Source organism: Hoeflea sp. CAU 1731, assembly GCF_039888615.1.
Lineage (GTDB): Bacteria > Pseudomonadota > Alphaproteobacteria > Rhizobiales > Rhizobiaceae > Flavimaribacter.
On sequence record NZ_JBDQQS010000012.1, the window covers coordinates 34,248 to 46,922 of the forward strand.

Below are 12,675 nucleotides of genomic sequence, written 5' to 3' on the forward strand. Positions count from 1 at the left end.
TTTCAATGTCCGCCGTTGCCGGCGTTGGACACCATTTCCTGGTCATTGCCGTCGTCCGGGGTCAGGCCCGGACCGAAAATAGCCGCATTCATGTTTGCGTCAGCCAGCCAGAATGCTCTCTTGGCGTCGACCGAGAGCAGAACGCTGCCGATTCTCGATCGTGTGTCGGCAAGCAGTTCGAAGGGGCTGCCGATCATTCCGTTGTAGTTGAGAAGCGCCTCTTCCTCGATGAGGACCCGCAGTGGCAGCACGTTCCTGGAATAGTGCCGAGCGATATCGTGCGTGGCGTGATAGGTGGTATAGGCCGACCTTGCCTCTGAGCGTACATTGACGGCCTTTTCGGCCAACCTGTTCGCATCGCGCATGTAGGCCATCTCCGCCTTGCGCAGTCGCGCCTTGCCGCTGTCGAAGATGGGTATGGTGAATTCCAGCTCGACTTGCGGGGTCGTTTTTGTTTTGACCCGTTCGTCTTCCAGCTCGCGCTCCGTTTCGAAGCCGCCGATGACTTCGAGGTCGGTCAAATAACGGGTCGCCTCTGTCAGGCCGTAGGAGAGCGCCGTGGATTCCAGCTGCAACCTGGCCACCTGTAGATCCGCGCGCGAGAGCAGTGCCTTTTGTTCGACGTCGCGTTTGACTGTGACCGACCCGGGGAGGTCCGGAAGCTTGTCCGGAACGAAATATTTGGTGTCGGCGCCCCAGAGACCCATGAGGCGGGTGAGCCTTTCCTTTGCATTCCTTGCAGCAAGCACCGCCTCCGCCTTCTGGCCGGTCAGCTCGGCATAGAAAACGTGCTCCCGAGCCTGCCCCATCTTGTTCAGGGCGCCCGTTTCCCCCAGTTTTTCAGCGAGCTCCGAAGCGGCGTCCGCCGCTTTCAGCGCCTGATTTAGATAGTAGACACGCTCGAAGGCGGACACCGCATCGATCCAGGCGCGACGCGTTTCGTTTGCCAGGCTTAAGGTATCCACCACGGCCTCCATTTGCGTTTGCCGAAACTGTGCTTCCGCTACTGCGACGCGCTTGTTCCGTGTGACGAGTGATACGATGTTTGCTGCGACGACCGCCTCGATGGCCCTGTAGGCGCCAAGTTCAGGACTTCCTATTCCCAGCGTTCCGATTGAGACGACAGGGTTCTCCAGCAGGCTTTGCTGCCAGACCTCCGCGCTCGCCATTCCCAGATCCGCGTAGGACGCCTGGAGGCCGCGATTGTTGTAGAGGGCGACCTGAACCGCGGTCTCTGCGGTAATGGTTTTCCCGTAGACCATGGCGCGGACGACATCAGCGGCCTGCTGTGCCTGCTCGCGGCCCTGTATCCAAACGGTCTGCTTGTCGAGAATCGATACGGATTTGACGGAAACCGCCGCAAAGCCGGCATCGGACTGCGCATAGTCCTCAGTTCCAATCGTGCTGCAGCCGGCCAGCGAAACCAACGCCAACACCGCGATTGACGTACGGCCAATCATGAACCGGCTCCGTCGCCGGAGTTTTCGTTCAGTTGGCGCCACGATCCGGGTTCGACCGGCCGGCGAGGCGTAAATCCCGCCACAACGGAGCTATAGGAAGGATCCGGGATGTGCGCATAGGCGTCATCCGGCGAGATATCCGCCAATACGTCGGCTGGCGGTGTGGACGCGCATCCGGCAAGAAACGCCAGAGCTACGACGAGAGTCAGTTCTTTCATTTAAGCACTCCTGAACAGGTCAGATTGCGCTTGCGATCGGCAAGCGGCCTATCAATCAATGAATCTGTCTGTTCAGGATTTTGGTGGTCGCTGGGGCAATGTCGGACTGGAACTGATCAGAGCCGACTGAGCGCGCTTATCGTAATCATCAGTCATACGATAGGCTTGGAGGGACGGCGCGCCGAACAGCACGGCTCCCGTGCAGAATGTCGAGCAGGCATTGCACATGTCCTGGTCGAGCGGCGCGTCGTCCGGAGACACATCATTGGCCATGGACAGATGGCCGTGGTGCCCAGCAGCATGATCCGCATGGGTCTGCACGGTTTCCAATTCGGACAGCAGCGGAATGATCGCTTCACAAGAGGCGAGGACAGGCGTTGACGGCAACAGGAACACCGTCAGCAGCAATAGGCGGACGATCCTCTGTAATGTTCGCATCTGAACCTTAGTAAAGCACATAAGTGATACACAATGATAAGTGTGTGTTGTGATCAAGGGGTGATCCGTACGATCACGGAATGATGATGTGTTAATGCTTCCATCTACTGGAAGGTCAAGGGCCATCAGACCGAAATTTTATCGGATGTGCGCCAGGGCGCAACACACGCTCACATCTATTTGGATTGGATCCAGGCGAAATATCCCAATCGTATTCTTAGGATCAGACAGCGGGCGAGGATTATTCAGGAGCGGCTTCCATAGATTTGCTTTTTTAAACGGTGACTACATGGTGACTACACGATGCATGACGATATCTGTCCGCAAATGCAGCAGGCCGCAAAGTATCTGATTATAAAGAAGAAATTGGAGCGGGCGATGAGATTCGAACTCACGACCCCAACCTTGGCAAGGTTGTGCTCTACCCCTGAGCTACGCCCGCTTGGCTTCGTCGCGACCGCGTAAAACGCTGCGACCGGGTCACGCCGCAATTTCTTGCGACCGGCGCTATATGGCGCAAGCCTTCGCCAAATGCAACAGGAAAATGAAACATCGCTGCGCTCTGTCGGGTGGTTGCGCTCGGCCGCCGTCGCGCCTATCTACACAGCCGTCAGATCCTTGAGCGGAGGTTAGAAATGTCGGCGGAAGCCAAGCCGAAAACGTCGGACGACCTGTTTGCATATCTCGACAGTCTCGACATCTCCCATCGCACGCTCGAACATGCGCCGGTCTTCACCGTCGCCGAATCGAAGACAGTAAAGATGGAGTTGCCGGGCGGCGACACCAAGAACCTGTTTCTGAAGGACAAAAAGGGCCGCTACTTCCTCGTCACGGCCCTGCAGGACGCCGAAATCGATCTGAAGACGATCCACACGCTGATCGGCGCGAAGGGCCGGGTCTCCTTCGGTAACGCGGACAAGCTCATGGAGTATCTTGGCGTTGTTCCCGGATCGGTGACTGCGTTCGGCGCAATCAACGACGACGCCGGTCAGGTCCAGGTAGTGCTCGACAGTTCGCTGATGGAGCATGACATGATCAACGCGCATCCGCTGAGGAACGACGCGACCACCACGATCGCCCGCGACGACCTCGTGCGTTTTCTCGAATCGACCGGGCACAGTCCGCTTATTGTCGCGGTTTCCTGAAAAAGCTTGCGAAACACGGGCTTCGGGCGGCATAAGAGATCACGAGAACAGCGAGCCGGACAAGCGATCGGACCAATACCGGGAATGCGTATCCCGCCAATTTGATACGACGCGCAACCGGCGACCCGGACATATAGACACCGGAGGACACAATGCAGAATGGTGACAATCCCTATGGCGGCTCGATGGGCGGCCAAATGAGCGGAACGGTGAATTTCGACGCGGACGGCGCCGTGCAGCAGTCGCCTGCGGGCGGAGGCGCCCTGATCAAGGATACGACCACGGCCGCTTTTCGCGATGACGTAATCGGCGAATCGGAAACCCAGCCGGTGCTCGTCGACTTCTGGGCGCCGTGGTGTGGTCCGTGCAAACAGCTTGGCCCGATCATCGAGAAGGTGGTTCAGAGTTTCGGCGGCGCCGTCAAACTCGTCAAGATGAACATCGACGAGCACCCGGCGATTCCCGGACAGATGGGCATCCAGTCCATTCCGGCCGTTGTTGCCTTCGCGGGCGGCAAGCCGGTGGACGCCTTCATGGGCGCCGTGCCGGAAAGCCAGATACGTCAGTTCATCGAGAAGCAAATACAGGAGCATGGCGGCGGCGGAGGGCCAGACCTCGAAGCCATCCTGGAACAGGGCCGCGCGGCGCTGGAAGCTGGCGACGTCAACGCCGCCGCCCAGGTCTTCGGCGCCGTTTTGCAGCAGGAGCCGGAGAACGCCAGGGCGCTCGCCGGCATGATGGAATGCCTGATCGCCACCGGTCAGAAAGACCGCGCGAAGGCCATGCTCGAGGATCTGACGGACGAACAGAAAGAGACGCCGGAAATTGCGGCGATCGTCGCTCGTTTCAAACTGGAAGAGGAAGTGGCGAGCCTTGGCGAGCCGACGGCGCTTCAAGCCCGTCTCGACGCCGACCCGAACGATCATCAGGCGCGTTTCGACATGGCCAAGATCCTTAATATTCAAGGCGAACGCGAACAGGCCGCGGATTTTCTGTTGCATATCATGAAGGTCGATCGCGCCTGGCAGGATGACGGCGCGCGCAAGCAGTTGCTTACTTTCTTCGAGGCGTGGGGGCCGACCGATCCGGCGACGCTCGCCGCCCGGCGCAAACTGTCGTCGCTGATGTTCTCGTGAGGCTCGCCCCGCGCCCCTTGAGAATTGCGCGGTAAGAGCCACATTGTTTTAATATCTTGCGGTCGCCCGGAAAGCCCGGCGCGACCGTCTTGAAGAAAATCCAGAGGATGTATTGCGGGCAGGCAACAGACATTACCGGACGGAAAAGGATCTCCCCGAAACGGTTTCGCTGTTCCCGTTGTCAGGAGCCTTGTTGCTCCCCTGCGGTCAGATGCCACTCAACATATTCGAACCGCGCTACCTTTCCATGATCGACGACGCTCTGGCGAGCGATCGGCTGATTGCGATCATCCAGCCGCGTTTCGATATCGAAGGCGATGTCGATCGCATGGAGCATCCGCCCCTGTGCACAGTCGGCACGATTGGGCGCATAACGTCTTTCACGGAAACCGGAGACGGCCGCTACATCATGTCGTTGATAGGCGTTTGCCGCTTTCGCCTGCTTGAGGAAACAGCGAGCAGGAAAGTCTATCGGCGTGGCCGGATCGCGCCGTTTATTGGCGACCTGGCCGATGACGCTGGCGCAGACGACGTGGATCGCAAGGCTCTGCTCCACACCTTCAAAACCTATCTCGAGGCAAACCAGCTCGAGGCCGATTGGGAAAGCGTTAAGCAGGCGAGCAACACGACGCTGGTCAACACCATGTCGATGATGGCGCCCTACGGACCCGCCGAGAAACAGGCGCTTCTGGAAGCGCCCGATCTGAAGACGCGGGCGGAAACGCTGATCGCCATGACAGAAATCGCGCTCGCGCGCGACGGCGACGACGAAACCCTGTTGCAGTAGGATGAACGAGGCGATGAGCGACGAGGATGATGATCAGGAGATTGATCGCAAGCTTCTCGATATTCTCGTCTGTCCGTTGACCAAGGGACCGCTTCGTTATGACCGCGATGCGGCGGAGCTTGTGTCCGAAAAGGCGAAACTCGCCTATCCCGTGCGAGACGGAATACCAATCATGCTTCCCTCCGAGGCGCGTCAACTCGAGGACGAAAAGTGAACAAGCGCGGCGAATTGCGGCGCAGCCAGTTACTGGCGGCCGCGGCGAACCGCTTCTGGCGCCAGGGGTTCGGCAACACCAGCCTTGCCGACATTGCCTCAGACGCCAACGTGCCGCTCGGCAACGTCTACTACTATTTCAAGACCAAGCAGGATATCGCCGCCGGCGTCGCCGACATTTTTTTCGCGGAAACGGAAACCATGCTTCGGGAGGTGGCCGAGGCGGAAGCCGATCCGCGTCGGCGCGTTCAGGCGCTGATCAGAAGGCTTTCGGAATCCAATCGCAGCCGGGTCAAGCGGGGTTGCCCAATCGCGCTTGCGGCGCGGGACTTCAGTGAGGCGGCGCCCGCCGCGGCAAGGCGCGCCGCGAGCGCCTTTGAATTGCTGATCGGCTTCATCGGACGGGAGTTGCAACGCACCGGCGCGCGGCCGTCCATCGCACTTTCCCGCGCGCGCGAGATCATCGTCGAATGGCAGGGCGGCATCGCGCTGGCCCATGCGCTTGAGGATCCGACGATCCTGGCGGAGGCGATGCGCCGCGCCGAACAGAAGCTGCTCCAGTCGAATTACCAATAGTCAGGCCGCCGCATCAGTCCAGCGTGCGCCGGTATCGCAGCATCGCGATAATCGTGACGACCGTTACGATGATCACGAGCGCTCTCAGGTCCGGAGCGATATCGGTCAGACCGGCGCCCTTCAGCATCACCTTGCGGATAATGCGAATGAAATGGGTGGTGGGAATGATCGTGCCGATCGCCTGCGCCCAGCCGGGCATGGCTGCAAAGGGAAACATGAAGCCCGACAGCAGGATCGACGGCAGCATATAGAAGAACGACATCTGCATGGCCTGCATCTGGCTCTTGGCGATGGTCGAATAGAGGAAGCCCAGCGCCAGGTTGACGAGAATGAACAGGTTCAGCCCGATGAGAAACGGCAGCGCCCGGCCTTCAAAGGGCACGCCGAAGACGAGGAACGCCAGAAAGAAGAAGACGAGCGTCTGCACATAGCCGATCAGAACGTAAGGAATGATCTTGCCGAGCATGACCTCCGGGGCGCGGGCCGGTGTCGCAAGCAGCGTCTCCATGGTGCCACGCTCGCTTTCGCGCACGATGGCGATCGCGGTGATCATTACCATGGTCATCGAAATGATGATCGCGAGCAGACCCGGAACAATGTTGTAGCTGGTCTTTCCGGCCGGATTGTAGCGCTTGTGGGCGATGACGTTAAAGGCTTCGGGTTCCGGTTGAAGATAGCTCAGCGGTCCGATGGCCAGATCCTGAACGGCATTGGCGGCGATCCGGGTCAGGGCGCTGGTGGCCGCGCCCGCAGTCGCCGGGTCCGAGGCGTCGACATCGACCAGCAGCGAAGGCATGCGCCCACGGATGATGTCGCGTTCGAAATTTTCCGGAATGGTGACGACGAAGGCGGCGCGGCCGGATTTCAGCGCATGATCGGCTTCTTCGGCGTTTCCGACTGTGCCCTGGAAATCGAAATAGGTCGAAATCCGCATCGCCGAAATGAAGCTGCGGGTAAACGGTCCGCTTTCATGCATCTCCACGAGCGAAGGCAGGTGACGCGGGTCGGAATTGATCGCATAGCCAAAGAGCAGCAATTGCATGATCGGTATCGCGATCATCATCGCGAACGTCATGCGGTCGCGCCGCATCTGGATGAATTCCTTGTTGAGAATCGCCATGAACCGGCTTGCGGAAAGCGCCATCGACTCAGGCCTCCGCGCCTGCGAAATTGTCGGTGGAGCCAGCCATCAGATGGATGAACACTTCCTCCAGCCCGGCCGGCTGCTCGGTCCATTGCCAGGCGGTGTTTTCAAGAAAGGTTTCGACGGCGCTGCGCAGCGCCTCGCGGTCGGTGCCGGAGACGTGCAGCGCGGAGCCAAAGCGGGCGACCTGCTCCACTCCATCAAGCCCTTTGAGGGTCTGTTCGAGTTCGGCAAGATCCGGACCCTCGACGCGCCAGGTGTGCAGCCCGACCATGTCCGGAATCGCCGTGGCCGGTCCGTCGATCAGCTTTCGTCCGTAGGCGATATAGGCGATGTTGTGACACTGGATCGCCTCGTCCATGTAGTGGGTGGAGACCAGAACCGTCACGCCATGGTCGGAAAGTCGGCGGATCTCGTCCCAGAAGTCGCGACGGGCCTTCGGATCAACGCCGGCGGTCGGTTCGTCGAGCAGCAGCAGGTCCGGCTTGTGCAGCAGGCAGGCAGCCAGCGCAAGTCGTTGTTTCCAGCCGCCGGACAGCTCTCCGGCGAGCTGGCTCGACCGGTTGTGGAGGCCAAGGTCCTTCAGCGCCTCGTCGACCTTTTGGCGGCGGTTCGGGACCTTGTACATGCGCGCCATGAAATCGAGGTTCTCGCGGATCGTCAGATCGGAATAGAGCGAGAATTTCTGCGTCATGTAGCCGACATGTTCCTTGATCATGTCCGACTGTCGAAGGATGTCGTAGCCAAGGCAGCTCCCGGACCCGGCGTCCGGCGTCAGCAAGCCGCACAGCATGCGGATCGTTGTGGTCTTGCCGCTGCCGTTCGGCCCGAGAAAGCCGTAGATCGCGCCTTTTGGAACGGAGATTGCGAAATCATCGACGACCGTCTTGTCGCCGAAACGCTTGCTGAGACCGCTGACCTCTATGACGTTCGGCTCATTGCTCATCGGCCCGCCTGACCTCGATTGGCTGGCCTGGAAGCAGGTCCGTCTGCTGGTCAGGCAGCGCTTCGGCCAGGAAGACAAGCTTGGCGCGCTCGTCGAGACTGTAAATGACGGGTGGAGTGAACTCCGCGGCAGACGACAGATAGGAGATATGCGCCTTGACCGGTTCGCCGCAACCGTCGCAGGAGACTTCCACCGGCATGCCGATCCTGATTGCCGCCCGCTGCGGCTCGGGAACATAAAAGCGGAAGTGAACTTCTCCGGGCGGCAGGATGGAGACGACCGGCGCGCCAGCGGTTACGAATTCGCCTGGAAGAAAATAGGTCTGTTCGACAAAACCCGTCGCAGGCGCTGTGACCGTGCGTTCGCCAAGGTCGATGTCGGCGCGTTCGACAGCGAGCCTCGCCTTGTCCACGGCGCTGCGGACCCTGTCGATTTCAGCCTGTCTTGCCGGCAGGCGCGCCACGTCCAGTTCCGCCATGCGTTGCGCCACGGCGGCGTCCGCCGCATCGCGTTCGGCCTTCCGTCGGTCGAGTTCGCTGGTTGCGACGACGTTGCGTTTCTCCAGTTCACTGGCGCGACGGTATGACGCTTTCGCCAGCTCGAAATCAGCCTTTGCGCTTTTGAGTTGCTTTTCGATGACCGCGATTTCCTCGGGCCGCTTGCCCGTGGTTTCGTCTTCGAGGTTCTTTTGCGCCGCAACCAGCTCGGCTCTCGCCTGAGCAACGGCGTTTTCCTGTTTGTCGCGGTCGAGATGAAAAAGTGTCGCGTCGGCTGTCACTGCGTCGCCGCGCGCTACGGCGAGCGTCTCGAGAACGCCGCTCGCCTGTGCTGCGACATATACGTACTCGCCTTCCACATAGCCGAACCATGCGGCGTTGTCCGCGGCGTCTCCGCCGGGCCAGAGACCTGCAAGGAAGGCGACGATGCCGGCATAGATCTTGTCCATCTCAAGCGCCTTCCGGATTTTTCGAGAGACCGTTCATGAGAATGTCGAGATGGCTTTCGAGAAACGCTTCCATCGTTTCCTCCTGCCGTCTTTCCATTCCGAAAACCTGGACGAGCAGAATGTGTGCGACTAAGGGGCCAATCACGTTTCTGATCGCAAAGCGCGGTTGGACGGGCCTGAAAAACCCTTCGGCGACGCCACGTTCGATCAGCGTTTCCATCGCCAAGACGCCACGGTCGAGCACCTCGCGCCGATAGATTTCCGCGAGCTGCGGAAAAGTTCCGGATTCCTGCAGCACCAGGCGGGGGATCGCCAGGGTGTTCGGATCGGCGATATTGACGATCACCACCGACATCATCGACCGTATGACTTCAACCGGGTCGCCCGTCGATGTCCTGGCCAGCTCAGACACGCGTTCGGCGATTGGCACGATAGCGCGTCGGATCAGCGATTCCAGGATGTCTTCCTTGCTTGCGAAATATCGATAGATCGCGCCCTTCGAAAGGCCGGCCTCGCGCGCGATGTCTTCGACCTTCGTCGCCGCGAAGCCTCGGCTGACGAACTGCGACAGCGCCGCGTCAAGCACCTCGTCGGGCCGATCCTCGGCGCGGCGGCGCCATTTTGGTTCGGGTTCGCTGGGCAAGAACCACTCCATTAAGTAAATGACCAGTCATTTACTTATTATTGGCTACGACGAGAGTCAATGCCGGCCCACAGGCGCGGCCAGGGAAAGACCCTGGGAATGACGTCAGATAGGCTGGCCGCGCAGCAGTCGCGGTCCGTCGCGTCCCGGCAGGCCGGAAGCTTGGCGAATGAACATCGACTTCAGCCCCGGCATGCGGTCGACAAGACCGAGTCCGAGATCGCGAATGGCCCTGACAGGGGCGCGGTCGTTGGAAAACAGCCGGTTCAGCACGTCGCTGGTCACGCCCATGCGGAATGTGTCGAAGCGTCGCCATTGCTGATAACGCTCGAGCACGGCGAGGGACCCGATCTCCAGGCCCAGACGATCCGCCTCGACGACGGTCTCTGCGAGCGCGGCGATATCGCGGAAACCCAGGTTCAGGCCCTGCCCCGCAATAGGATGGATGCCGTGGGCGGCGTCGCCGCACAGCGCAAATTGCGGCCGGACGAATTCGCGCGCGAGCGTCAGGCCAAGCGGATAGGCGCGCCGATCCCCGACGACTTCGATCGCGCCGAGCTTGTGGCCGAAACGCTGTTCGAGTTCGGTTTCGAACACGAGCTCATCCGCCTTGAGAAGTTTTTCCGCTTCCCGTGTGCGTTCGGTCCAAACCAGCGAGGACCGGTTGTCCTTGAGCGGCAGGATGGCGAAGGGCCCCGCCGGCAGGAAATGCTCTTCCGCCCGGCCCCCGTGTGGCCGTTCATGGGCGACCGTCGTCACGATGCCCGACTGGCCGTAGTCGAAATGCACGATCTTGATGCCAGCCTTGTCGCGCAGACCCGACCGAACGCCGTCCGCGGCCACAAGCAGTCTTGCGCGTCGTTTCGCGCCTCTCCCGAGCGTTATGTCCACGTGCGGACCGTTACGGCTAAAATCCTCGACCGTCTCCCCCTGCAGTATCTCAACGCCAAGGTCTATGGCGCGCTGACGCAGCGCTCCGACAAGCGACTTGTTCGGAACCATGTGGGCGAAAGGCTCCCCGGGCTCGACGTCGCCGCCGAAGGTGAGGAAGACCGGCCTTACCGGGTCGCTGGCGCGTGAATCGGTAACCACCATGTCGTTGATCGGCTGCGCGTCGGGAAGAATGGCGTCCCAGATCTGCAGCCGGCTCAGCATGCGGCTCGCGCCGGCGGCGATCGCCGACGCCCGTTGATCCTTCATCCACACGCCTTCAGGCGCCGCGTCGACGAGCGCAATGGCCAGATGCGGCGCCGCGTCCTTGATGGCGACAGCCGCGCCGAGGCCGACATAACCGCCCCCGCCAATGAGAATGTCCAGTGTCGCTTCGGCCATTGTCTCGTATCCCGAATATCCGTCTTCCGATTGCGGGATCGCCGCCATCATGCGATATGCGACCCCTTGTGTCCCCATCATATAGGGGATGCGCAGGAATACGGAAACAGGCAGACTGTCGCGCGCGGATCCCTTCTGCAGTCGACACACCGGAAAGAAACATCATGTCCCAGGCAATGGACGCGCTTCTCGACCTTCTCGATATCGAGCGCATAGAGCACAATCTTTATCGCGGCGTCAGTCCGAAGGATGAATGGCAGCGCGTCTTCGGAGGCCAGGTCATCGCCCAGGCGCTGGTCGCGGCACAGCGCACCGTCGAGGAAGACCGCTTCGTCCACTCTCTGCACGCCTATTTCATGCTGCCCGGCGATCCGTCGGTGCCGATTGTCTACAATGTCGACAGGATCCGCGATGGATCGAGCTTCACGACCCGGCGGGTCGTCGCCATACAGCATGGCGAGGCGATCTTTTCCCTGTCCGCCTCGTTCCAGATCGACGAACCCGGATTCGATCATCAGATCAACATGCCTGATGTGCCGACCCCGGAAGACCTGGTCAGCCTCGATGAACTGAAGCAGAAATTCCTTCACGCTGCTCCGGAGAATGTCCGCCGCTATTGGGAGAGGGAGCGGCCGATCGAAATGTGCCCCCTGTCGCTGACGCATTACGTGTCGGACAAGAAGCTTGATCCGCTGCAGAATATCTGGGTGCGCACCACCGGCGCAGTTCCCGACGATCGCCGTATCAAGGCGGCTGTGCTCGCCTATCTCTCGGACATGACGCTGCTCGACACCTCCCTGTTCGCGCATGGCGTTTCAATCTTCAGCAATCGAATCCAGGCTGCGAGCCTGGATCATGCGATGTGGTTTCACCGGGACTGCATGCTCGACGACTGGCTGCTCTATGCGCAGGACAGTCCCAACGCAATCGGCGCGCGCGGCCTCACGCGAGGCGGCCTCTACAACCGGGACGGTCGTCTGATCGCTTCCGTTGCACAGGAAGGCCTGATTCGACAGCGCCCGCCGCGTCAGTCTTAAGAGTTCTGCATCGGCTGCCTAATTTTTGTGCATATGCTGCACAAGAGTTCAGCGCACTCTTTGGGTGCGTGTGGAATCACATAATTATTACAATCTATTAGGTTTGCCGATTCCGAATTGGCACGATCCTTGAATCGTTTGGTGCATGACAATGATCGCCTGTGGGGTGGTCGTCGTCAGATTGCACCCGCAATCCTGTTGCGTCAAGCGGGATCGAGAGTGCGAAATGAGTACCGGAACCGGCATGCAGTTCAGGCTGCGGATGGAAACCGGACAATTCGTGACCGCCGAAAAACAAGGATGGAATCCGGATGAAGATAATAATGGCAATCATCAAGCCGTTCAAACTGGACGAGGTGCGAGAGGCTCTGACCGAAGTGGGGATTCAGGGGCTGACAGTGACCGAAGTCAAGGGATACGGCCGCCAGAAAGGCCACACGGAAATTTACCGTGGCACCGAATATGCGGTGGCCTTTCTACCCAAACTGAAAATCGAAGTCGCAGTGTCGGCCGAATTGGCGGAAGCGGCTATCGAAGCGATTTCAAGTGCAGCGAAGACCGGACAGATCGGCGACGGAAAGATTTTCGTCTGTGATCTGGAGCAAGTCATGCGTATCCGCACTGGGGAAACCGGCGCGGACGCGCTGTAAGTTG

15 protein-coding genes and 1 tRNA gene are annotated in these 12,675 nt (G+C 60.0%); 7 read left to right on the forward strand and 9 right to left on the reverse strand.

Annotated features, from left to right (window positions below; all coding sequences use genetic code 11):
- Positions 1-2: 2 nt before the first annotated feature.
- The 4 genes from AAFN47_RS18905 to AAFN47_RS18920 form a co-directional block, all read right to left on the reverse strand.
- Entirely contained in the window at positions 3-1,460 is a 1,458-nt protein-coding gene (locus AAFN47_RS18905) for a TolC family protein (RefSeq protein ID WP_499810809.1), read from the reverse strand.
- On the reverse strand, positions 1,457-1,678 hold the full coding sequence (locus AAFN47_RS18910; protein WP_499810810.1) for a hypothetical protein: 222 nt from the start codon (positions 1,676-1,678) through the stop codon (positions 1,457-1,459). The genes AAFN47_RS18905 and AAFN47_RS18910 overlap by 4 nt, the downstream gene beginning before the upstream one ends.
- A gap of 72 nt (positions 1,679-1,750) precedes the next feature.
- On the reverse strand, positions 1,751-2,116 hold the full coding sequence (locus tag AAFN47_RS18915) for a hypothetical protein (RefSeq protein WP_499810811.1): 366 nt from the start codon (positions 2,114-2,116) through the stop codon (positions 1,751-1,753).
- Between the two features lie 367 nt (positions 2,117-2,483).
- Positions 2,484-2,558, reverse strand: a tRNA-Gly gene (locus tag AAFN47_RS18920).
- Between the two features lie 193 nt (positions 2,559-2,751).
- Between AAFN47_RS18920 and AAFN47_RS18925 the strand changes: the two genes are divergently transcribed.
- From AAFN47_RS18925 to AAFN47_RS18945, 5 genes are all read left to right on the forward strand, one after another.
- Positions 2,752-3,261 (forward strand): prolyl-tRNA synthetase associated domain-containing protein, encoded by a 510-nt coding sequence (locus AAFN47_RS18925; RefSeq protein WP_499810812.1) that lies wholly within the window; start codon positions 2,752-2,754, stop codon positions 3,259-3,261.
- A gap of 152 nt (positions 3,262-3,413) precedes the next feature.
- Positions 3,414-4,397 (forward strand): thioredoxin, encoded by a 984-nt coding sequence (gene trxA, locus AAFN47_RS18930; protein WP_499810813.1) that lies wholly within the window; start codon positions 3,414-3,416, stop codon positions 4,395-4,397.
- Between the two features lie 112 nt (positions 4,398-4,509).
- Positions 4,510-5,184: an LON peptidase substrate-binding domain-containing protein gene (locus AAFN47_RS18935; RefSeq protein ID WP_499810814.1), complete on the forward strand. Its 675-nt coding sequence runs from the start codon at positions 4,510-4,512 to the stop codon at positions 5,182-5,184.
- A 13-nt stretch (positions 5,185-5,197) separates the two neighbouring features.
- The gene (locus tag AAFN47_RS18940; RefSeq protein ID WP_499810815.1) at positions 5,198-5,398 is read left to right on the forward strand and encodes a Trm112 family protein; all 201 of its coding nucleotides are present in this window, start codon (positions 5,198-5,200) and stop codon (positions 5,396-5,398) included.
- Entirely contained in the window at positions 5,395-5,973 is a 579-nt protein-coding gene (locus AAFN47_RS18945) for a TetR/AcrR family transcriptional regulator (RefSeq protein ID WP_499810816.1), read from the forward strand. Before AAFN47_RS18940 ends, AAFN47_RS18945 begins: the two co-directional genes overlap by 4 nt.
- A gap of 13 nt (positions 5,974-5,986) precedes the next feature.
- Here the strand turns inward: AAFN47_RS18945 and AAFN47_RS18950 are convergent, their stop codons facing one another.
- The 5 genes from AAFN47_RS18950 to AAFN47_RS18970 all read right to left on the reverse strand — a co-directional run bounded on the left by AAFN47_RS18950 (position 5,987) and on the right by AAFN47_RS18970 (position 10,984).
- The gene (locus tag AAFN47_RS18950) at positions 5,987-7,117 is read right to left on the reverse strand and encodes an ABC transporter permease (protein ID WP_499810817.1); all 1,131 of its coding nucleotides are present in this window, start codon (positions 7,115-7,117) and stop codon (positions 5,987-5,989) included.
- Between the two features lie 4 nt (positions 7,118-7,121).
- Entirely contained in the window at positions 7,122-8,063 is a 942-nt protein-coding gene (locus AAFN47_RS18955; RefSeq protein ID WP_499810818.1) for an ABC transporter ATP-binding protein, read from the reverse strand.
- On the reverse strand, positions 8,053-9,009 hold the full coding sequence (locus tag AAFN47_RS18960) for an HlyD family secretion protein (protein ID WP_499810819.1): 957 nt from the start codon (positions 9,007-9,009) through the stop codon (positions 8,053-8,055). Before AAFN47_RS18960 ends, AAFN47_RS18955 begins: the two co-directional genes overlap by 11 nt.
- Before the next feature lies 1 nt (position 9,010).
- A complete protein-coding gene (locus AAFN47_RS18965) occupies positions 9,011-9,652 on the reverse strand; it encodes a TetR/AcrR family transcriptional regulator (RefSeq protein WP_499810820.1) in 642 nt (213 codons plus the stop codon).
- 105 nt (positions 9,653-9,757) lie between these two features.
- A complete protein-coding gene (locus tag AAFN47_RS18970; protein WP_499810936.1) occupies positions 9,758-10,984 on the reverse strand; it encodes a ubiquinone biosynthesis hydroxylase in 1,227 nt (408 codons plus the stop codon).
- A gap of 164 nt (positions 10,985-11,148) precedes the next feature.
- On the opposite strand from AAFN47_RS18970, the gene tesB reads away from it, so the two are divergent.
- Both tesB and AAFN47_RS18980 read left to right on the forward strand, forming a co-directional pair.
- Positions 11,149-12,021 (forward strand): acyl-CoA thioesterase II, encoded by an 873-nt coding sequence (gene tesB / locus AAFN47_RS18975; RefSeq protein WP_499810821.1) that lies wholly within the window; start codon positions 11,149-11,151, stop codon positions 12,019-12,021.
- Between the two features lie 311 nt (positions 12,022-12,332).
- Positions 12,333-12,671: a P-II family nitrogen regulator gene (locus AAFN47_RS18980; protein WP_499810822.1), complete on the forward strand. Its 339-nt coding sequence runs from the start codon at positions 12,333-12,335 to the stop codon at positions 12,669-12,671.
- Positions 12,672-12,675 lie beyond the last annotated feature (4 nt).

What these genes read in the sequence shown, in the direction of transcription:
- AAFN47_RS18940 (WP_499810815.1), top strand. Translation starts at nt 5,198, where the DNA reads ATGAGCGACGAGGATGATGATCAGGAGATTGATCGCAAGCTTCTCGAT.
- AAFN47_RS18925 (WP_499810812.1), top strand. Translation starts at nt 2,752, where the DNA reads ATGTCGGCGGAAGCCAAGCCGAAAACGTCGGACGACCTGTTTGCATAT.
- AAFN47_RS18955 (WP_499810818.1), bottom strand. Translation starts at nt 8,063, where the DNA reads ATGAGCAATGAGCCGAACGTCATAGAGGTCAGCGGTCTCAGCAAGCGT.
- trxA (WP_499810813.1), top strand. Translation starts at nt 3,414, where the DNA reads ATGCAGAATGGTGACAATCCCTATGGCGGCTCGATGGGCGGCCAAATG.
- AAFN47_RS18980 (WP_499810822.1), top strand. Translation starts at nt 12,333, where the DNA reads ATGAAGATAATAATGGCAATCATCAAGCCGTTCAAACTGGACGAGGTG.
- AAFN47_RS18950 (WP_499810817.1), bottom strand. Translation starts at nt 7,117, where the DNA reads ATGGCGCTTTCCGCAAGCCGGTTCATGGCGATTCTCAACAAGGAATTC.
- AAFN47_RS18905 (WP_499810809.1), bottom strand. Translation starts at nt 1,460, where the DNA reads ATGATTGGCCGTACGTCAATCGCGGTGTTGGCGTTGGTTTCGCTGGCC.
- tesB (WP_499810821.1), top strand. Translation starts at nt 11,149, where the DNA reads ATGTCCCAGGCAATGGACGCGCTTCTCGACCTTCTCGATATCGAGCGC.
- AAFN47_RS18970 (WP_499810936.1), bottom strand. Translation starts at nt 10,984, where the DNA reads ATGGCCGAAGCGACACTGGACATTCTCATTGGCGGGGGCGGTTATGTC.
- AAFN47_RS18960 (WP_499810819.1), bottom strand. Translation starts at nt 9,009, where the DNA reads ATGGACAAGATCTATGCCGGCATCGTCGCCTTCCTTGCAGGTCTCTGG.
- AAFN47_RS18910 (WP_499810810.1), bottom strand. Translation starts at nt 1,678, where the DNA reads ATGAAAGAACTGACTCTCGTCGTAGCTCTGGCGTTTCTTGCCGGATGC.
- AAFN47_RS18915 (WP_499810811.1), bottom strand. Translation starts at nt 2,116, where the DNA reads ATGCGAACATTACAGAGGATCGTCCGCCTATTGCTGCTGACGGTGTTC.